24 protein-coding genes and 2 pseudogenes are annotated in these 18,264 nt (G+C 61.0%); 24 read left to right on the top strand and 2 right to left on the bottom strand.

Going from position 1 to position 18,264, the window contains the following annotated elements; translation table 11 throughout:
- Positions 1–230: terminase gpP N-terminus-related DNA-binding protein (locus tag JFT91_RS29415; protein WP_518524885.1), on the bottom strand; the 230-nt coding region annotated here is incomplete at its 3' end.
- A 162-nt stretch (positions 231–392) separates the two neighbouring features.
- Between JFT91_RS29415 and JFT91_RS29410 the strand changes: the two genes are divergently transcribed.
- The 24 genes and pseudogenes from JFT91_RS29410 (at position 393) to JFT91_RS29295 (ending at position 17,875) form a co-directional block, all read left to right on the top strand.
- Positions 393–1,334, top strand: coding sequence for a GPO family capsid scaffolding protein (locus JFT91_RS29410; RefSeq protein WP_201234005.1), 942 nt, complete (start codon positions 393–395; stop codon positions 1,332–1,334).
- A 1-nt stretch (position 1,335) separates the two neighbouring features.
- A complete protein-coding gene (locus tag JFT91_RS29405; RefSeq protein ID WP_201234004.1) occupies positions 1,336–2,355 on the top strand; it encodes a phage major capsid protein, P2 family in 1,020 nt (339 codons plus the stop codon).
- The gene (gene gpM / locus JFT91_RS29400) at positions 2,352–3,074 is read left to right on the top strand and encodes a phage terminase small subunit (RefSeq protein WP_201234003.1); all 723 of its coding nucleotides are present in this window, start codon (positions 2,352–2,354) and stop codon (positions 3,072–3,074) included. The genes JFT91_RS29405 and gpM overlap by 4 nt, the downstream gene beginning before the upstream one ends.
- Positions 3,075–3,170: 96 nt before the next feature.
- On the top strand, positions 3,171–3,629 hold the full coding sequence (locus tag JFT91_RS29395) for a head completion/stabilization protein (protein WP_201234043.1): 459 nt from the start codon (positions 3,171–3,173) through the stop codon (positions 3,627–3,629).
- Complete coding sequence (locus tag JFT91_RS29390; protein ID WP_201234002.1) at positions 3,626–4,075, top strand: phage tail protein; 450 nt, start codon at positions 3,626–3,628, stop codon at positions 4,073–4,075. Before JFT91_RS29395 ends, JFT91_RS29390 begins: the two co-directional genes overlap by 4 nt.
- Positions 4,065–4,745: a phage virion morphogenesis protein gene (locus JFT91_RS29385; protein ID WP_201234001.1), complete on the top strand. Its 681-nt coding sequence runs from the start codon at positions 4,065–4,067 to the stop codon at positions 4,743–4,745. Before JFT91_RS29390 ends, JFT91_RS29385 begins: the two co-directional genes overlap by 11 nt.
- Positions 4,746–4,756: 11 nt before the next feature.
- Positions 4,757–5,873, top strand: a pseudogene (locus JFT91_RS29380) (DUF2586 domain-containing protein).
- Positions 5,874–5,879: 6 nt separating this feature from the next.
- Positions 5,880–6,329 carry a phage protein gene (locus tag JFT91_RS29375; RefSeq protein ID WP_201234000.1) on the top strand — a complete coding sequence of 150 codons (450 nt, stop codon included), beginning with the start codon at positions 5,880–5,882 and terminating at the stop codon, positions 6,327–6,329.
- A complete protein-coding gene (locus JFT91_RS29370) occupies positions 6,329–6,538 on the top strand; it encodes a TraR/DksA family transcriptional regulator (RefSeq protein ID WP_116256721.1) in 210 nt (69 codons plus the stop codon). The genes JFT91_RS29375 and JFT91_RS29370 overlap by 1 nt, the downstream gene beginning before the upstream one ends.
- Entirely contained in the window at positions 6,538–6,834 is a 297-nt protein-coding gene (locus JFT91_RS29365; protein WP_128615521.1) for a hypothetical protein, read from the top strand. The genes JFT91_RS29370 and JFT91_RS29365 overlap by 1 nt, the downstream gene beginning before the upstream one ends.
- Complete coding sequence (locus JFT91_RS29360; protein ID WP_201234721.1) at positions 6,831–7,358, top strand: lysozyme; 528 nt, start codon at positions 6,831–6,833, stop codon at positions 7,356–7,358. Before JFT91_RS29365 ends, JFT91_RS29360 begins: the two co-directional genes overlap by 4 nt.
- On the top strand, positions 7,355–7,882 hold the full coding sequence (locus tag JFT91_RS29355) for a lysis system i-spanin subunit Rz (RefSeq protein WP_201233998.1): 528 nt from the start codon (positions 7,355–7,357) through the stop codon (positions 7,880–7,882). The genes JFT91_RS29360 and JFT91_RS29355 overlap by 4 nt, the downstream gene beginning before the upstream one ends.
- Before the next feature lie 60 nt (positions 7,883–7,942).
- The gene (locus tag JFT91_RS29350) at positions 7,943–8,173 is read left to right on the top strand and encodes a putative phage tail assembly chaperone (RefSeq protein ID WP_201234042.1); all 231 of its coding nucleotides are present in this window, start codon (positions 7,943–7,945) and stop codon (positions 8,171–8,173) included.
- Between the two features lie 23 nt (positions 8,174–8,196).
- Positions 8,197–8,337, top strand: a complete 141-nt coding sequence (locus tag JFT91_RS29345; RefSeq protein ID WP_191626909.1) for a DUF6890 family protein — start codon at positions 8,197–8,199, stop codon at positions 8,335–8,337.
- 5 nt (positions 8,338–8,342) lie between these two features.
- A complete protein-coding gene (locus JFT91_RS29340) occupies positions 8,343–10,328 on the top strand; it encodes a phage tail tape measure protein (protein WP_201233997.1) in 1,986 nt (661 codons plus the stop codon).
- Positions 10,325–10,642, top strand: coding sequence for a DUF2590 family protein (locus JFT91_RS29335; protein WP_201233996.1), 318 nt, complete (start codon positions 10,325–10,327; stop codon positions 10,640–10,642). The genes JFT91_RS29340 and JFT91_RS29335 overlap by 4 nt, the downstream gene beginning before the upstream one ends.
- Positions 10,639–11,814: a baseplate J/gp47 family protein gene (locus JFT91_RS29330; protein WP_201233995.1), complete on the top strand. Its 1,176-nt coding sequence runs from the start codon at positions 10,639–10,641 to the stop codon at positions 11,812–11,814. Before JFT91_RS29335 ends, JFT91_RS29330 begins: the two co-directional genes overlap by 4 nt.
- A pseudogene (locus tag JFT91_RS29325) lies at positions 11,811–12,336 on the top strand (phage tail protein). The gene JFT91_RS29330 and the pseudogene JFT91_RS29325 overlap by 4 nt, the downstream one beginning before the upstream one ends.
- 9 nt (positions 12,337–12,345) lie before the next feature.
- Positions 12,346–14,043, top strand: a complete 1,698-nt coding sequence (locus JFT91_RS29320; protein WP_201233994.1) for a phage tail-collar fiber domain-containing protein — start codon at positions 12,346–12,348, stop codon at positions 14,041–14,043.
- Between the two features lie 8 nt (positions 14,044–14,051).
- Positions 14,052–14,759, top strand: coding sequence for a DUF4376 domain-containing protein (locus JFT91_RS29315; protein WP_201233993.1), 708 nt, complete (start codon positions 14,052–14,054; stop codon positions 14,757–14,759).
- Positions 14,756–15,679: a hypothetical protein gene (locus JFT91_RS29310; RefSeq protein ID WP_201234719.1), complete on the top strand. Its 924-nt coding sequence runs from the start codon at positions 14,756–14,758 to the stop codon at positions 15,677–15,679. The genes JFT91_RS29315 and JFT91_RS29310 overlap by 4 nt, the downstream gene beginning before the upstream one ends.
- Positions 15,676–16,230, top strand: coding sequence for a baseplate complex protein (locus JFT91_RS29305; RefSeq protein WP_201233991.1), 555 nt, complete (start codon positions 15,676–15,678; stop codon positions 16,228–16,230). Before JFT91_RS29310 ends, JFT91_RS29305 begins: the two co-directional genes overlap by 4 nt.
- Positions 16,227–16,931, top strand: coding sequence for a hypothetical protein (locus JFT91_RS29300; protein WP_201234717.1), 705 nt, complete (start codon positions 16,227–16,229; stop codon positions 16,929–16,931). The genes JFT91_RS29305 and JFT91_RS29300 overlap by 4 nt, the downstream gene beginning before the upstream one ends.
- A complete protein-coding gene (locus tag JFT91_RS29295) occupies positions 16,904–17,875 on the top strand; it encodes a hypothetical protein (protein WP_201234715.1) in 972 nt (323 codons plus the stop codon). Before JFT91_RS29300 ends, JFT91_RS29295 begins: the two co-directional genes overlap by 28 nt.
- Here the strand turns inward: JFT91_RS29295 and JFT91_RS29290 are convergent.
- Entirely contained in the window at positions 17,865–18,233 is a 369-nt protein-coding gene (locus tag JFT91_RS29290; RefSeq protein WP_201234713.1) for a DUF4238 domain-containing protein, read from the bottom strand. The genes JFT91_RS29295 and JFT91_RS29290 overlap by 11 nt on opposite strands.
- Positions 18,234–18,264 lie beyond the last annotated feature (31 nt).

Genomic DNA, 18,264 nt, shown 5'->3' with positions numbered 1-18,264 from the left:
AGTTCGGCTTTCGTCAGCGGATCGATCTTTTCCAGGATCAGGGTGATTCGGCGGTTAACCGCGCTCAACGGTTCTTCATCCGTCAGCATCTCGTCCCAGCCGCCTTGGCGGATCCAGTAATAGACGATTCGAATGTTGGGCAGCTTCAAATGCGCCTGTATTTCCTTCACCGAACAGCGGCGCAGGTAGAGGCGTTTTGCGGCTTCTTTAACTTCGGTCGGGTAGTTCATGGGCCGCAGTCTATGCGGCGAAAACCCCGGAAACGCGGGGTTAAATGCTGCGATCCGCCTATCTCCCGAAAATAGGAGAACTCTGAATTTCAACCGTTTGTTTGGCGGTAATCGGCTCCCTATCGTGGCGGCTCATTCAGCGATTGAGCGCAGTTACCACTCATGCCCCGTTCCCTTGTCTCCTACTGGAAACGTGTCGCCACCAGCGGCCCGACCATTGATGGCCGCGACATCCTTCCCCAGGAACTGCGCGACATCGCCGAGACCTACACCCCGGCCAAATACACCGCTGTGATCTGGTGTGACCACGAACGCTGGACAGGGTCGCACGGCACCGTATTTGCCGTGCGCCTGGTGGAAGAGGGCGACGATCTGGAACCGGGGCAAATTGCCTTGGAAGCGCAGCTGAAACCAAACGACCGCCTTCTGTACCTCAACGACCAGGGCCAGAAGCTGTTCACCAGCATTGAGATCACCCCAAATTTCGCGGGCACCGGCAAGGCCTATTTGACCGGCCTCGCCGTGACCGACGAGCCGGCCAGCCTCGGCACCCAAGAGCTGTATTTCTCCCAGCGAACCAGCCGCGCCGCGTATTACGCCGCTTCGCTGGAACTCGGCCCGCTGCCCGTGACCAAGAACACGACTGAGACCGAGCCGCCGGGCGAGATCGGACGTCTCGCTACGATGTTCACCCGCTTGTTCAAGTGTTTCGGCATTGAAGACACCCCCACCGAAACCACTCCGCAAACCCCAACCGAGAGCAAACCCCCAATGGATGAAGCTACTGCAACGGCCCTCAAAGCCCTGCTGGCCCAGCTGCTGGTCGTCGCCGCTGGCATTCAGGCCGTGATCGAGCCTGCCGCTGAAGACGCACCAGAACCCGATCAAGCCCCGATCGACGACGTAACTGCGGCCGTAGACGATATCGTCACGACTGCAGAGGCTGAGCGCGAATTTCAGCGTACCGGTGGCGGGAACAAGGCCTTGCTGGCAGCGTTCACCACGCTGCAAAAAGAGTTCACCGCACTGAAAAACACTACCAATGGTCGTCAGCTGCCACGCTCCACCGGTGCCGCCGACAAATCCAAAGTGCGGGTGCTCTGACATGGCTCGTTCCCTGAGCGCCTACGGCGCCAAGATGTACGCCGAAATGCAGCTGGCGATCGCCGAGACCTACGGTGTCGCGCTGTCCAGCAAGATGTTTTCCGTTGAACCGTCGATCGCCCAGGAGCTGAACGACGCAATCACGGCAAAAGCGGACTTCCTGCAGCGCATCAACGTCATTCCGGTGACCGAGATCAAGGGCGAGAAGGTGTTTATCGGCGTGTCCGGCCCAGTCACGGGCCGCACCAACACCAAAACCACCGATCGCGAAGCGAAAGACGCTTCCGAGCTGGACAACTCCACCTACGAACTCTCGTCCACCGAGTCGGACGTGGGTCTGCCGTACGCAAAAATCGACGCCTGGGCCAAATTCCCGGACTTCCACCAGCGCTATTCCGCTGCAGTGCAGAAGCAGATCGCCCTCGATCGCATCATGGTCGGTTTCCACGGTGTGAAAGCGGCTGCGCAGACTGATATCGCTGCTTACCCGATGCTGCAGGACGTGAACAAAGGCTGGCTGCAGCAACTGCGCGAGCAAGCGCCGCAGCAGGTGCTCAAGGAAGGCAAAGCCGCCGGCAAAGTCACCTTGGGGGTGGACGGTGATTACGCCAACCTTGACGCCCTGGTGCATGACACCAAGCAAATGGTGGACGAGCGTCTGCGCGACGGTGGTGACCTGGTCGCGATCATCGGTTCCGACCTGTTGGCGGCCGATAAGGCGAAGTTGTACGCCAAGCAAGGCGACGTGCCGACCGAGAAAGAGCGCATCGAAGATGCCCAGGTGATCGCCACCTACGGCGGTTTGCCAAGCTTCAGCGTGCCGTTCTTCCCAGTCAACGCTGTGCTGGTCACTAGCTGGGACAACCTTTCGATCTACTTCCAGGACTCCAGCTGGCGCAAGCAAACCGTGGACAACCCGAAACGCTCCCGCGTCGAGGATTACAACAGCCGCAATGAAGGCTATGTGATCGAGCAGCTGGAGAAAATCGCGCTGACCGAGAACGTGGAGCTGGTGAAGTGAGCCTGGCTCTCGCGCACAAGCGCCGCACTTTGGCTCAAGGAACCGCTGCAGTGATTGCTGCTGCAGCGGCACCGGCGGCGTATTCGCCGGCGGAAGCCCTGAGCAGCCCGGCCAACGCGAAAAAGCACCTGCTGCTGATGGAAGCGTCGCTGGATCAGGATCTGCAGCGCCTGAGCGATATCAAGGGGCTCGCTGGGCGTCAGGCACTCAAGCGCGAGGAGCTGTTGCCCAAGTACCAGGATTTCATTCAGCGCTACAAGGACTCGGGTCTGGTGATGCCGAATCGCGTTCTGGTGCAGGTGATGGTCTGGCTGTTCGACACCGAGCAGTTCGAAGACGGCCTGGCACTCGCGGACTTTGCGATCGGGCAGGGCCAGGAGATGCCCGAGCGGTTTAAGCGCCGCGACGTGCAAACCTTCGTTGCGGACGCCGTGATCGATTGGGCTTACGCCGAATACAACGCGCAACGCAGCCCGGAGCCGTACCTGTCCTATCTGCTGCCGCGTGTCGACGGTGAATGGGAGCTGACCGAACAGATCCCGAGCAAGTACCACAAGTTGATCGGCATGCGCGCCATGGAGGCCGAGCAGTGGGAAACCGCGCTCCAGCATCTGGAACGCTCCACCGAGCTGTACGCGAAAGCCGGCAATGAGACGCGCATTGCGAAGTGCCGCAAGGCGATCGCCAAACAAGCACCCGCCGTGATCGGCGCCCAATAACCGACTACCCCCCAGCGGGGAACTGTGGACGTGTGTCTGCCATTCATGGCCAGCCCCACGGAAAACAGTCTCCCCGCCCTATTTGAGCGGCTAGCAATGAGCTTTTCCGGGAACCCGACCACCTTTGTGGAACAGACGATTGAGAACGACGGCTTTTGGCCGAACCTCTCCGTGACCGAGTTCCAGAAGGGCTACCGCCTGCCGGCGGAGTTCCTGGGCACGTTGCTGGTCGACGCCCTGAGTATTGCCATGGCCGAGGTCAATACAGACCTGGCCAAGCTCAAAAACCGCTGGCGGCTCCTCGGCATTGCCAATGTCGAAGCGGCCGAACCGTCGACGCCTGAAAGCGCACTGCGGGTCAGCTTGTACAAGCGCGCCGTGTATTGCCGCGCCAAGGCCAGCGCCTTGCCTCAATTTGCATCGGTTACCCGCCGCGAAAGCGCTGAGAACACCGCCAAGGAAGCGCCCGAGCTTAAAGAAACCTTCTTGGCATTCAGCCAATCCGCCGTTCGTGCCCTGCAAGGCCGTGGCCGAATCACGGCGGCGCTGCTGTGACCAAGTTGCAAGGGTTGACCGCCTACCTACGGGAACGCCATCTGGTCGCGCCTGAACAGCTCGACAGTTTCACCGAGCAGGTGAAGCTCTCGCTGATCTGGAAACCCGACATCGACGGCATGCACTTTGCCGACATGCACTATCGCGCCGCGATTGTCCTGGAGCGTTTCGCCGACCATCCGGCGCGCCTGATGGCTCTGGTTGGGAGTTGGTTGGAAAACCACGACTCCAACCGCGACCACCACGAACTGCCGGCGCCGGAGTTCCTTGTAGAACCGTTGGATAACGACCTCTTCGACGTGGAAATCACGCTGGAGTTTGTCGAGCCGCAGTATCTGGCCGAAGACCCTGCCGGCGAGATCGGCGCCTTCGGTAAGACCTGGGCTTTCGTCCCGTTTGACCTGTGGGTTGCCGAGAACGGCGAGGTGGCCACCGGTGACCGCTAATCCGTGCGACCTCGATGTCAGGGGCTTACTCAACGTCGACGCTCAACTGGCGCTGCTGGAGCTGCCGCCGGTGCTGCGCCGTCGTCTGCTGAACAACGTCACCAAGCGCGTGCGCTCGATGAGCCGCAAGCGTCAGCGCGCCCAGCAAAACGTCGACGGCTCGCCGTTCGCTGAACGCAAGGGATCAGCCAAGGGCAAGAAAAAGATGGAAGCCGGGCTGGCCAAGCTGCTGCAAGTCACGCGAGTCAGTGCCGACGAAGCCGAACTGGGTTGGAAAAACGCGCTGACTCGATGGGTCGCCACGCAGCAGCACAACGGCGCCACCGAGCGGCGCACGGCTGCACAGATGCGCCGCTGGAACACCGTCCCGCCTGGCATCGCTTGCACCGACAAACAGGCGAAACGCCTGCGCCGTTTGGGTTTTCGCGTCCGCCAGAAGGGCAAGAAGACGCCGGCCCGGCCTTCGGTTGCATGGATTCAACAGCATGTGAACTACGCCAAGGCCGGTCTGCTGATCCGCATTCTGAACGATGAGAAAACCGAGACATCTGGCGCGCAAAGTTGGGACATCACCCTGCCAAAACGTCAGTTCCTCGGCGTGGCGACCGGCAATGAAACCCGCGAGCTGGTTAACCAGGTCTTTCAACAAATCCTAACTTCACCCCGTTAACGAGGCACTACATGGCACTCGGTCAAGTCACCGTCGACAACCTCAATCTAGGCCAGGGTGCCGTGACAGAGGTTGAGCGTTACTTTCTTTTCATCGGCCCCGCCGCCAAAAACGTCGGCCAGGTCATCCCGCTGAACACCGACAGCGATCTGGACGCCGCCCTGGGCATCCCGGCGAACGACCTGAAAACCCAGATTACCGCCGCTCGCTTGAACGGTGGCCAGCGCTGGGCCTGCATGGCGGCCCCGATCGGTCCCGAGGGTGATTGGGCAACCGCACTGCAGAAAACTCAGCAACAAGGATTGTCGGTGGAAGCGGTAATCGTCACCAAGCCTGTCGACAAAGGGTGATGAACTGTCGGCCATGCATGACGCGGCCGTTGCCCTCAACAATACCTACGGCCGCCGGGTTTTCTTTCTGGCGAGCAGTGCCGGCATCGCCGTCGACCAGACCTGGGCGCAGTACCTCACCGAGCAAAAAGCGTTGGTAGCGGGTCTGGCAGCGCCGCGCGTTTCACCTGTACCGCAACTGCACGGTAATGACCTGGGCGTGCTGGCTGGCCGCTTGGCCAACTCGGCTGTGAGCATTGCTGATAGCCCGATGCGCGTGGCCACCGGCCCGGTGTTGGGGCTTGGCGACGTGCCTATTGATAGCGAGCTGATTCCGCTGCCGTCCGCTGTACGCAGTGAACTGGATCGGGCGCGGTTTTCTGTCACCCAGACCTACCCCGACTATCCGGGTGTGTACTGGGGTGACTGCAACATGCTGGACACCCCCGGTAGTGACTTTCAGGTCGTGGAATACCTGCGCATCACCGATAAGGCCGCTCGCCTGATCCGTCCGCTGCTGATCCGCCGTGTCGCTGATCGTCGCTTGAACAACACGCCCAACAGCATGGCGGTGAATACCAACCAATTGATGGCGCCACTGCGAGCCATGGCGAAGTCCATCAAGTTCAACGGCGAGGTGTTTCCCGGTGACATCGAGCCGCCGAAAGACGGCGACCTGGTGCTGGAGTGGCAGAGCAAAACCAAAGTCGCGGCCTACATCAAGCTCAAACCCCTCAACTGCCCGAAAGACCTCACGGCGAACATTGCCCTGGATCTTTCCACTGACAAAGCGGAGTAACGCCCCATGGCAAAGATTGGCGGCAAGAACTTCGACGTGAGCCTGGGCGATATCGCGCTGCACGTCGAAAGCTGCACCCTGGACATCACCGATAACTCGGCCGTGGCCCAAACCCGGGGCGTGCCTGACGGTTACGTCGACGGCGACGTGGCCGCTGCCGGCGAACTGGAGCTGGATAGCTCCAACTTTGAGTTGCTGATCGACGCGGCGCGATCGGCGGGCAGCTATCGCGAGTTGAAACCGTTCGATGCGGTGTTCTTCGCCAAGGCCGGTGAGGACGAACTGCGTGTGGAGGCGTTCGGCTGCAAGGTGAAGATCTCCAGCCTGTTGTCGATCGACCCGAAGGGTGGCGAGAAGACCAAACACAAGGTGCCGTTCGACGTCACCAGTCCGGACTTTATCCACATCAACGGCGTTCCCTACCTGGCTGCGGCCGAGATCGAGGGGATCCGTTAATGGTGGACTGGTTCGACCGCGCCCAGGAGCTGGAGCAACGCCAACGTGACCAGGCGATCAAGGCCCAGCTACTGACGCCTGTGCCGGTCGGGCCAAGCCTGACCCATTGCGAGGACTGCGACAAAGAGATCCCGCCGGCACGCCGTGCGCTGGGCGGTAAAACGCGATGCGTCCCGTGCCAGACGGGCTTTGAGCAGAGTAAACGCTGATGACGACCGAAACCGTACGCCTCGGAACGCTGGAACAGAGATTCGCGGTGTTCGAACACCGGCTGAGCGAGTTGGAAGACCGCCACGAAACGGTGCCTACCCGCGTGACCAAGTTGGAACAGGGGTTTGAACACATGGCCGGTCAACTGTCGGAACTGAACGCTGGCCAGCAGACCCTGACGGTCGCGGTAAACGACATCGGCGCGAAGGTCGGGCGCTTGCTGACCATTCTCACGGTGGTCGCTTCTGTGCTGCAGATGGTTGTGCCGGCACTGCTGCGGGTGTGGTTTCCATGAGGCTGCGCGGAAGGATTCAGGCCGGTCTGATTGCGCTGGCCAGCGCTCCGTTGGTGATCTTCCTGGGCACTTGGGAGGGCAACGGCCAGAACACCGTCTATGCCGACAAGTTGGCCGGCGGACTGCCCAGCGTCTGCAAGGGCATCACTCGACATACCAGCCCGTTCCCGGTGGTGGTCGGTGATTACTGGTCGCCTGAGCGTTGCGCGGAGGTGGAGCAGCTGGTGATCCGCAAAACCCAGCTGCAGCTCGCCGACTGCATCACCAACCCGAAGGTGGGCCAGAACACCTTCGACGCTCTGACCAGCCATGGCCACAACGTGGGTGTGCCCAGCACTTGCGCCAGTCGGGCGGTGACGTTGATCAATGCCGGCCGCATCGCTGACGGCTGCAGGGCGTTGGCCTGGGCACCGGACGGCAAGACGCCGGTATGGGCTTATGTGACAGACGCGCAGGGCCGCAAGCGCTTCGTTCAAGGCCTGCACAACCGCCGGCTGGCTGAAATGGAACTGTGCCTGAAATGAGTCTTTCCCCGTTGCGTTTGGCGCCTTTCGTGCTGCTGCTCGCCTTGCTGCTGTGGGTGGCTTTTGATCGGGTAACCGATCAGCGCGACGACGCCAGGCGCGAGCGCGACAGCGCGCAATGGGAAGCGAACGGCCTGCGTGAAGCGGCCCGGATCAGCGGCGAGATGCTGGCCGAGCGGGATGCGATCGACCAGCGAAACACCAAGGAATTGACCGATGCACTCACTGAAAACAAGCGCCTGCGCCGCTCTGTTGGCGATGGCACTGGCCGGCTGCATGTCCGCGCCACCTGTCCCGCCGCCGGATCTGTGCCCGCCGCCGCCGGCACCGCCCGCATGGCTGATGCAGGACGCGCCGAACTCGCAGCAGACGCTAGACCGGATTATTTCACCCTCCGAGATCAGCTTGCCTTAAGCCGGCAAATGATCCTCGGACTGCAGCAATACGTCCGTGGCGTGTGCCTGCGATCGCAGGCGCACCAGGACACCACTTTTTCCAACCTCAACAAGAGACCAACACCATGAGCCAACAGAACAACACCGAAATCACCCTGGTAGGTCGGCGAAGCGGAATTCACGTTCAGCCTGACCCCGGCTGACGTGACCAAATACTTCAATGCCCTGACCCAGACCAACAAGGTCGCCCCGGGCAACAACCTGCTGATGACCACCGTCAAGCAAGAGGAAAAGGCCACGCTGAAACCGTTGCTGGGCAATCCCGTGATGGTGATGCAGCTCGCCGGCGCGCTGCTTGAGGAGTACGCGCCGAACGTCGAGGTGATCGTAAAAAAGCGCACGAGCACGCTGAGCGCTTAAGCGAAAACGGCTTGGGCCAGCTCATGGCCCTGACGAGCCGCTGGCTACCTGGTGCCGAACCCACGCCCGAGGCGATGGGGACGGCCAAGTGGCTGGAGGACGAATACTGGAAACGCATGGAGTTTGCCGTGGCTAACGGCATCGCTCTTGCGCTGAACGGGTAACGACATTGGCAGACCGTAGCGCCAGCCTGGCTTTCATCCTGAGCCTGACCGACAAGGTCACCGCGCCCCTGGGCAAGGTGAAAATGGGTTTTTCCGAGCTTGCGGATCAGAGCGAACAGCACATCAAGACGATCGGCCTGGGCATGGCCGGCGTGACGGCGGCTGTGGTCGGGATTCGTGAGTCCATGGAACCGGCGCTGGAGGTCAATCGCGCCTTGGGCGACGTCCGATCGCTGGGCGTGGCCGAGGATGCGTTGTCTGCGCTCAATGCCAAGTCGCTGCAGTTCGCCGTCAGCTATGGCGAGAACGCCAAGGATTTTGTGGCCTCGGCTTACCTGATCGAGGGCGCCATTAAGGGACTTGCCGGCAACCAGCTCGCCACGTTCACCAACACCAGTAACTTGCTGGCGAAGGCCACCAAGTCTGACGCCGAAACCATGGGTGAATACGTCGGCACGCTCTACAACCTGCAGAAGTCCCAAGCGGATGCGATGGGGAAGGGCGCGTGGGTGGAAAAACTCGGCGGGCAAACCGCGCTGGCCGTGCAGCTGTTTCGCACGAGCGGCGCCGCGATGAAGGACGCCTTCAAGGAAGCCGGCGCGATCGCCACCACATCGGGCGTCGACCTTGCCGAACAGATGGCCGTGATCGGCACGCTGAGCAGCACCATGGAGGGCGGCGACGCCGGCGGGCGCTACAAAGCGTTTTTCGAGAACATCGGCGCCGCCTCGGAAAAGCTGGGCATGCAGTTCACCGATCAGCAGGGCAAAGTCCTGCCGATGATGACCATTCTGGACAAGCTGCAGGGCAAGTTCGGTGATCTGACCACAGCGTCGGCCGGGGCCAAACTGGTCGAAGCCTTCGGCGGTGAAGGCGCCCAGATAATCGGCGCGCTGGCCAAGGACACCGATCGGCTGCGCAACGGCATCGAGCAGTTGGGCAAGGTGCGCGGTCTCGAAAACGCCGAGCAGATGGCCAGGGCCATGGTCGATCCATGGCAACAGTGGGCTTCCCTGGTCGAGGTCATGCGCGTGGTGTTTGGCCAGGTGCTGATCCCGGTACTGACGCCGTTCATGAACAAGATGGTGGACATCGGCAAAACCCTGGTGCGCTGGTCGCAACTGTTTCCCAACATCACCCGGGTGATCGGCATCACTGCACTGACCATCATGGCCATCGTCGGCGCCATGTCGTTGTTGACCGTGGTGGTCGGCGTTGCACGGATGACCTGGCTGGGGCTGGTGTCGGTGTGGAAGGTTGTCCAGTTGCTCAACCTGCGCACGGTCGCCGGCTTCGTCCTGCAGAAACTGGCGATCCTGGCTTATATGGCCGTGATCTACACGCTCAGCGCCGGCCTTGCCCTGGTGCGTGGCGCCATGCTGCTGTGGCAGGGCGCGATCTGGCTGGTCAACGCGGCACTGTTGGCCAACCCGATGGTTTGGGTTGTGGTCGGTGTTCTCGCATTGGTGGCGGTCATTGTCGCGGCGGTTCACTACTGGGACGAATGGACGTCTGCCCTGATGAATACGGCCGCGTTCCAGTTCGTCGCCGACAAGCTCCAGAAGCTGTCCGACTGGTTTAACTCAATGGGCGGTTGGTCAGGCATGGCCAAGGCGGCATGGGACAGCATCGTCGGCATTTTCACCACGGCCGTTAACGGCGTGATCGAGCTGCTGAACAGCATCCCGGGCGTAAACATCGAAGCGCGTTTCGGCGGCATGCCTGAAGTGCCTGGCGTCGATGCCGCGACCAATGCCGCTGACACCGCCAACGCGGCGCAGAAAGCCCAGCAGACCATCAACGCGGCAATCCCCAGCCTTTCGCCGGCGCGCCCTTCAGCGGTGCCGACCGGTGGCTTGCTGACCAGCATCCAGAACAACAACAGCAGCCAGAGCAAGGGCACGCATGTGGAGAACGTGAACATTCACACGGGCAAGGCGATGACCCCGTTGGAGATGGAAAACATGGTCGCCATGGCGGTCGGCGGATGAGCGAATACATAGACCTGTTGATCGTCGACAACGACCTGGCACTGGATCCGTCACACCAGCCGTTGCTCATCGATGACCGCGCCTGCATCGCCCAGGACATCGCTCACATGATCCGCGACAGCGGGTTGTTGGTGACGCTGGTCGCTGAGCGCGATCGGCTGCGGCAGCGCGACTGCATCCAGCAACTGGAACTGCTGGTCGAGAACGATCAGCGCCTGGTGCCCGGTACGGCACGCATCACCCAGCAGGAACCGGGCGTGTACCTGGTCACTGCGAAAACCCTGAAATTCGGTTCGATTGAGGTAAGTCTGTGAGCCAGGTCGATTTTAAAAAGGTGATCGCCGACGCCGGCATCCCGACCACCGAGGCCGGTTTGAAGGCCGCGTGGGAAAAGGAGGTTGAAGCCCAAGGCGCGAAGGTGGCCAACACCAGCAGTTATTCGCCGTTCTGGCGGGTGATGACTGCGCTGGTGACCAAACCGGTGTTGTGGCTGCTGGACTTTCTGTGTCTGTCAGTGCTGCCGAACTTCTTTGTGAAAACGGCGGTGGACGCCTGGCTGGACATGCTCGCTTGGGCGGTCAACGTCGAGCGTAAAGGCGCGACCAAAGCCCAAGGCAAATTGCTGTTTACCCGGGCCGTGCCGGACGGCGTGCTGGAGCTGGAAAAAGGCATTGTGGTGCAGTCAGCGGCCATCAACGGCAACGTCTACAAACTGATCACCACGGCGCCGGCGATATTCGCAGCAGGCCAGCTGCAGCTGGAAGTGCCGGTGGAGGCGATCGAGTCCGGCAGTGGCTTCAACCTCGCCCCGGGTTACTACGCGATCTTGCCGGTGCCCATCCCCGGCATTGTCCAGGTGGTGAACAAGGACGGTTGGCTGGAATCACCAGGTGCGGATCCGGAACCGAACGACCAGCTGCGTTTGCGTGTGCGCAATCAGTTCTCGGCGGTGAACCAGTGGCACACCGACGCGGTGTATCGCGCCATGATCTCGGCCTTCCCGGGCGTACGTCCGGACGGCGTCTATTTCGAACACGGCGCACCGCGTGGGCCGGGCAGTGCGAACGCCTATGTGCTGTTTGACGCGGGTGTGCCGGCGGCCAGTTACCTGGAAAAGATCAACGCGCATATCCGCGACCAAGGCAACCATGGCCACGGCGATGATCTGCTGGCCATGGTCATGCCGGAAACTCTCTCCAGCATGGTCGTGAACGTCTGGCCGTTCCCGAATCAGACGCCAGAGCAGAAAGCCACACTGAAGCAGGAGGTGGAATTCTTTGTGCGTGCTGCCTTTCGCGAAAGCACTCCCCGCGACTACCAGCCCACGCTGACCTATCCGCAAGCGCGATTCAGCAAAAGCCGCCTCTGCACCGAGCTGCACGAACAATTCCCAAACATTGAAGCCGTGAAAATCACGCCGATGGTGGATGCGGTGAATGGTCTGTCTATTCCTCGACTGGAGAACCTGACGGTGGTGATTCAGTGATCAAGATCAAATTGCCGTTCTGGCTTGAAGGCACAGAGCTTTCAAAGCTGGTCAGTGCTGCACAGGCGTGGTGGGAAACCGTCACCGGCTGGCTGCGCTGGCCCTATTCGCAGATCGATCCCGACACCTGCCACATGAGCATTCTTGAACTGTGGGCCTGGCAGCGCGACGTGACGCGCTTTCAAGGTGAACCGGAATCCCTGTTCCGACTGCGGGTGAAATACGCCTTTATCAACTCCGTCGACGCCGGCAGCACCGCCGGCCTCAAGCGCATATTCGATGCGCCTTGGCGTGGGTTACGTCGAGATCGAGGAGCGCCAGCCCGACCGGGATTGGGACGTCGTACTGCTGAAGTTCAGCAACGCTCAGTTGTCGCTGAACCCTGAACTGTTGCGTGTGCTGATTCAGCAATACGGCCGCACCTGTCGCCGTTATGACTTCGTGACCATCACTCCCGTGGGGCTGCAAATCGCCCTGATCGACTTCAACGACGACCAGCAAACGCTGGTTGCCAGCCTGTAGGAGCGCACCGTGAGCGCCAGTATTACTTTGGCCGGCGAAAGCCAAATCGCCCTGAAACAAGGTCAACAAAAGCCGCTGACCATCACGCGGTTTATCTTCGCCAACGTGCCCGACCTGAACCCTGAAACCCCGGTCGACCGCGCTGCCGGTAAACCGCCGGCGGAGCAGATTGTCCACGTCTACGACATCCCCAAAGAAAACGCCGGTTTCGTGAATCCCAACCAGGTCGTGTACAGCGCCCAGTTGGGTTCGGATATCGGCGACTGGGACTTTAACTGGGTCGGCCTTGAGGACGCGGACGGCCTGCTGTTTGCCGTGTCCTACGTACCGCTGCAACAGAAGCGCAGGAACATCCCACCGCAGCAGATCGGCAACAACGTTACCCGAAACTTTCTGGTGGCCTATGACGGCGCCATGCAACTGACGGGCATCACGATTGACGCCAGCACCTGGCAGCATGACTTTACCGTGCGTCTTGCCGGCATCGATGAGCGTGAGCGGCTGAGCAATCGCAACCTCTATGGGCGTGCGTTCTTTTTCGGTAACTCGCTGATCTTCGAAAAGGTGGAGACCGGCTACCAAATCAATGGTGGCACGGCCTATGTCGAAGGTATCCGCGTAGCCATCGCGAAGTCAGAAGCCGTCACCGGAGTCATCCCTGTAGGCAAAGTATGGCTGGATGTTTGCCTTGAACGTCGGTTGAACGATCGGGTGGCGGTTTGGAAAGTGGTATTTGGAGAACAGGCGGATTACACCGACGCCGCCGGCGTGCGCCATTACTGCGTGCCGCTCGCCGACTTCATCTCACCCAGCAACATCGTGGATTTGCGGGACGCTGAGCCAGTCGGCGGTGCGTTGGTCAAATATCTTGCATCTCGTACTGGCGACTATCCGTTGCTGCGCGCCAGGGGCACGACAAAAGAGGACGTGGATCTGGGCAACCTGCCCAACGCGAAAAGCGATGATCCGGACACGAACAGCAGCCAAATCTTGGCGACGACCGCAGCCCTAAACAAACTCAAAACGCAAGTCGGCGATACCTTGAGTGGCATGGTGGCGGCGTTCGCCATCAGCTGGGCGCCGGCGGGATGGCTGAAGTGCAACGGGGCGGCGGTGTCACGCACAACTTACGCACGCCTCTTTTCATGGCTCGGAACGCTTTACGGCGCGGGTGACGGATCAACCACGTTCAACTTGCCAGACATGCGCGGCCTGTTTCCCCGAGGTTGGGACGATGGACGCGGCGTGGATCCCGGTCGGGGTTTCGGATCGTTTCAGGACATGGCTCTTCATTTGCACGCTCACACAGCCTCGGCCGCTGCTGTAGGTGATCACTTGCACACCGCCTGGACAGATGCGCAAGGCAACCACGTCCACAGCGCCTGGACTGATGCCCAGGGTAACCATGACCACGGGTTCCGAACTGTCGATAACGGTGCCGGCGTGAACGTTGGTTACCCAGCAGGCGGCAGTGTCTGGACGGAGCTTGAGATTGGTGGCGGGAAGAATGCCGACGGGCGACCGATGCGAACCGACTACCAGGGCAACCATGCACACAACGTCGGCATCGGCGCCGCTGGCCAGCACGCGCACAACGTTGGTGTCAGTGGCGGCGGTGCCCACACCCACGCCGTGACCGTCGCCGCCAACGGCGGTACCGAAACCCGGCCGAAGAACATGGCCCTTCTTTTCTGCATCAAGTATTGAGATCGAGCATGACGGACAAACTCGTTTATCAGACCGACCATCTAGGCATCTTCATCGGTGCAGTGGAGGCCGACGAATCGCCGCTGGAGCCGGGCGTTTATCTGATCCCCGGTGGCTGCGTGGAGACGGCGCCCCCTGCGATTCCGGAACACAAAGCCGCGTGGTGGAACGGCAAAGCCTGGCAGCTTGTGGATTACCTCGGCGGCGTCATGGTTTACAGCACCGAGACCGGAGAACCGCTAACGCTGAAAGGCTTCGAACCGGTGCCGTCCGGCTACACCATGCAAAAGCCCGGGCCGAATCAGATCTGGAAAGACGGCCAATGGGTCGACGACATTGAGGCTGTGCTGGCTGCTCTGCGGGACAAGAAACTGCAAACGATCGCCACCGACTGCACGGCCTTCATCGCCGGTGGCTTCAATTCCAGCGCCTTGGGCGAACCGTACCGCTACAGCAGTGCGATTGATGACCAGGTGAATTTAAACGGCCAGGTGCTGCTGGGCCTGGATGACGTCTACCCGTGTTATGACGCCGCCCAGATGCTGGCCTTCCGGCCGCATACCATCGCCCAGTTGCAGAAAGTCAGCCTTGACCTGGTGCGCTTCCGGCAGGCAGCACAGCAGCACGCCGAGACACTGCGCCAGGCTGTGGCAAAGGCGCAGAAAGACAAAGATCTGAAGGCCATGAAAGCCATCACCTGGACGCCGCCGGCATGAGCTGGGCACCGGTGACGATGCGCTGGCCAGAGCAGGCCACGCAATGGATGGGCGAACTGTCAGCCGCCAAGGATCTGGCTGGCGGAGAGCTGGCCAGCACCGCCCAGCGCCTGGCCGGACTGAGCGGGTTGGCCAATACCAGCCCGGGGCCGGTCGGTGATGCCGCAAAAGGCGCGATCAAGGCCGGACGCGCAGCGCTGGCCGAGCAGTTGGGCCAGGTGCCGGCGTGTCTGGTTGTGACACCGTTTCAAAGGGGCGTTGGCCAAGGTGCGGGCTATCAGCGCTTTCTGTCAGCGCCCAACGCGCTGGAGCATCTCGCCAAGAAGCTGGAAGACGCCAGCGACAGCGGGCGTCCGACTGGGCCGCAATACGCGCTGTCGATCCTGTTCCTGGGCACGCGCCTGGAACAGCTGGCCAGCGGCTTGGCGCGATTCAATGCACTGCTGCCGATTCCTGACCTGGTGCGCACCGAGCGCCGGGCGCAACACCTGCTGAAGCTGGAAAGCGAAAAGTGGGAGATCCCCGGCGCCGGGCCGCTGCCGCGCTGGCAGGGTTTGCCGCTGGAACGTTGCACAGTGGTCAAAGCTGCCAAACAGTCCATGGCCGGCCAACTGGCGGTGCTGGAGGGCTACGCGGCCGACAGCTCGCCGTTGGCCGATCTGGCGGCGCTGGCAGCGCGCAAGAGTGCCCAGCAGCAGGGACGGGATAAACAATTGGCTGACCTGAAAAAGCTATTGGCTGGAGGAAACCCTGACGTCAGCATGCGCGCGCGGATGATCGGCCCGGGCACCGCTGGCGAATTGCGCCGCGAACTGTTGGCCGGCGACGCCCCGGGCCACGAATGGATTCAGTGCGCCGGCCTGTTGTTGGTCGGCAGCAAAGAAGGGCTGAGTTTTGTCCAGGAGCTGGTGGGCCTATGACGCTGCTACTCGACGGGCAAAAAGTCCAAGGCAAGAACGTCAAGGTCACGGCCAATCTACGCATCGAGAGCGGCGACATGTCCGGCCAGACCAGCAACACCGACAAGGCCCACAAGGGCTTTAAGCCCAAGACGCTGGCCGTCTCGCTGATGATTCCCTTTGTGGATAAAACCCAACTGACAGATCTGATGCGCATGGCTGAAACCACGGCCAGCGGCGGGCAATTGCACCTGTACCGGATCGTGAACGACACGGCGGAAGCCTTCGGCGTGCGTCAGGTGGAATTCTCCGACGGCGTCAGCGCCCGGGAAGCGGACACCCTGAAGGCCTGGCTTGTGCAATTCACGCTAAGCGAGCGCGAATCGAACCCGGAGAAAGTCGAAGGCCGGCGCGCCGGCAACAAGGTAGACGCTCAAGGCGCCCCGGGTAGCCCGGTCGGTGACGGCGGTGCCGGCAACGGTGAAGGGACCAGCGACAACCCCGCGCTGAGCGGCTTCGAAAAGGTGCTGGGACGTGTGGATAAGTGGCTGGGCGGGAGTGAGCCGACGTGAAGCTGCACAAGATACTTTCCATCAACGGCGCCCCGATCGCTCTCATCAAGGAGGACGTCAGGCTGGACGCTACCAGCCCCGGCCGGGCGAACTTCACCGTTCAATCCTCTGTGCCGCTGAAAGGGCTGGTGACGCTGGATATCGGCTACAACGAGGGCACGCTGCAACGGCACTTCATTGGCTACGTCGAGCGCTGCACGGCCGCCAACGCGGTCGAACAGGTGCTGTTCTGCCGTGAGCTGGCCGCCGTGCTGGCCAACCCGCTGCCGTTGAACCTGCGTCATGTGGATCTGCGCGCCGTGCTGGCCCAGGTCAGCGAACAGACCGGGCTGCGCTTCCGCGTTCCGGATCAACCATATGCCAGCGTGAAGACGCCGTACTTCTACAGCCTCGCCGCCGGTTACCAGGCTATGGACAGTCTCGCCCGAGTATTCAGCATTCCCGACTTCACCTGGCACCAGCTGGGCAACGGGGAAGTGTTCGCCGGCAGTTGGGCTGACAGTTTTTTCGGCGCACGTGCGCCGCTGCAGATTCCCACGGAGCTGTTCGACGGCTACCAGGGCAACCAGAGCGCGATGGTCGCCGCCCTTCCCGGGTTGCGACCAGGTGCAACAATCAACAACGGCGAGCGCATTACCACCGTTGCACTCACCAACGACCAGATGGCCATACGATGGACGACGCAATCCGCCGCGCTGTAGAGCGACAATTTCCCGAACTCACTGGTGGTTACCACCTGCCGCGCTTTGCCCAGGTTACCGCCGTGGCCGACGCGCCGGCGGACGCCGGACTGTGTGACGACTTCCGGCCGCGCTATGCCGTGGACATCGAAGTGCTTGGCCCTGACGATGAACCAGACCCTGCCATGCCGCCGCTCACTGGCGTTCCGTTGCCGCTGCCCACCGGTGGCGAGGAAATGGGCATTTACGCCTTTCCAGAGGAAGGCACGCGGGTCGTGGTGTGCTTCGCCTACGGCCTGCCGAACAAGCCCTACATCCAATCGATCTTGCCGCATGGGCTGAGCATGCCGAAGGTGCCGAAAGGTGATCAGGTGTGGCAACACAGCGCTGCCGCCCAGCAGCGCGTCGATGCCGACGGAAACTGGCTGCGTCAGACCGATGGCAAGATCCGTGACCAGGCGATCGAGCGCGAGGTTGAAGCCCTGGATAACCGCGAGCAGTTCCAGAGTCACACACGGGCGGTGGACGATCATTCAAGCGAAACGGTGGGTGGGGTGAAAACGATCGAAGCGCTGGGCGCGCTCAAGCTGCTGTCGGGCGGCTCGGCGAGTCTCGCGGCGGTAGACGATTTGCACCAGGCGACCGGCCGGGATCTGAATTTGGTTGTGGGGCATATGCACAACGCCACGGTGGGCGGTGATATGCGGGAGCGCATTGAAGGACTACGCCATAGCATCACCGGGGTCAGTCAACGGATGCAAGCGCCGAAAAACTGGATCGGGTCCGAGAGTGTCAACATTTTCAAAATCGCATGCGAGATTCTCGAACTGCTTGAGCAGATGAATACCCAAATCGCTACCCATGTTCACGGAACGAGTCCACCGCCTGGAAATGCGGGGGCATTTACAGCCAATGCTGGAAAGGCATTAACGCTTTCTGCCCAGCTAAAACCAATCACACTTTGAGGTTGCGATACGATTTTCTGACATCCTTCAGTGCCTGCTCAGATGGACCGTAAATGTTCTTATGAGAGCGGTCCGCCATCAATCGATTCAAATGTATTACGTCCTCTTCATTCACAAAGTGCTTGAGGTGGTTGTAATGCTGTGAATCATTCAGCATAAACGCCAGTTTTGGCGATAAAGGATAATAAAGGTCTAACTTGTCGACCACTTGGTCTATAGCCGCACCTTGAGCGCATTGATGGACATTGATGACAGGGTGGTCGCTGGTTATAAAATCAATGTTTGTTGTGTTTCTAATCAGAATGCGATTTGCAGTGTCAGCGCTTTGTTCGAGGCCGAAGCCGAAATTTATGCCCATCTTGTAAGCGATGAACCACCAATTCTTCTCG

The sequence above is a fragment of the Pseudomonas sp. TH08 genome, from assembly GCF_016651275.1.
In the GTDB taxonomy this organism is placed as follows: domain Bacteria; phylum Pseudomonadota; class Gammaproteobacteria; order Pseudomonadales; family Pseudomonadaceae; genus Aquipseudomonas.
Note: the sequence above shows the minus strand (reverse complement) of the source record. Positions and strands in the feature narration are given on the sequence as shown.

Excerpts from the sequence above, each read along its gene's own strand:
- JFT91_RS29315 (WP_201233993.1), top strand. The coding sequence starts at position 14,052 with ATGACGGACAAACTCGTTTATCAGACCGACCATCTAGGCATCTTCATC.
- JFT91_RS29290 (WP_201234713.1), bottom strand. The coding sequence starts at position 18,233 with ATGGGCATAAATTTCGGCTTCGGCCTCGAACAAAGCGCTGACACTGCA.
- JFT91_RS29365 (WP_128615521.1), top strand. The coding sequence starts at position 6,538 with ATGACGACCGAAACCGTACGCCTCGGAACGCTGGAACAGAGATTCGCG.
- JFT91_RS29345 (WP_191626909.1), top strand. The coding sequence starts at position 8,197 with ATGGCCCTGACGAGCCGCTGGCTACCTGGTGCCGAACCCACGCCCGAG.
- JFT91_RS29410 (WP_201234005.1), top strand. The coding sequence starts at position 393 with ATGCCCCGTTCCCTTGTCTCCTACTGGAAACGTGTCGCCACCAGCGGC.
- JFT91_RS29355 (WP_201233998.1), top strand. The coding sequence starts at position 7,355 with ATGAGTCTTTCCCCGTTGCGTTTGGCGCCTTTCGTGCTGCTGCTCGCC.
- JFT91_RS29370 (WP_116256721.1), top strand. The coding sequence starts at position 6,329 with ATGGTGGACTGGTTCGACCGCGCCCAGGAGCTGGAGCAACGCCAACGT.
- JFT91_RS29395 (WP_201234043.1), top strand. The coding sequence starts at position 3,171 with ATGAGCTTTTCCGGGAACCCGACCACCTTTGTGGAACAGACGATTGAG.
- JFT91_RS29405 (WP_201234004.1), top strand. The coding sequence starts at position 1,336 with ATGGCTCGTTCCCTGAGCGCCTACGGCGCCAAGATGTACGCCGAAATG.
- JFT91_RS29305 (WP_201233991.1), top strand. The coding sequence starts at position 15,676 with ATGACGCTGCTACTCGACGGGCAAAAAGTCCAAGGCAAGAACGTCAAG.
- JFT91_RS29295 (WP_201234715.1), top strand. The coding sequence starts at position 16,904 with ATGGACGACGCAATCCGCCGCGCTGTAGAGCGACAATTTCCCGAACTC.
- JFT91_RS29310 (WP_201234719.1), top strand. The coding sequence starts at position 14,756 with ATGAGCTGGGCACCGGTGACGATGCGCTGGCCAGAGCAGGCCACGCAA.
- JFT91_RS29335 (WP_201233996.1), top strand. The coding sequence starts at position 10,325 with ATGAGCGAATACATAGACCTGTTGATCGTCGACAACGACCTGGCACTG.
- JFT91_RS29375 (WP_201234000.1), top strand. The coding sequence starts at position 5,880 with ATGGCAAAGATTGGCGGCAAGAACTTCGACGTGAGCCTGGGCGATATC.
- JFT91_RS29360 (WP_201234721.1), top strand. The coding sequence starts at position 6,831 with ATGAGGCTGCGCGGAAGGATTCAGGCCGGTCTGATTGCGCTGGCCAGC.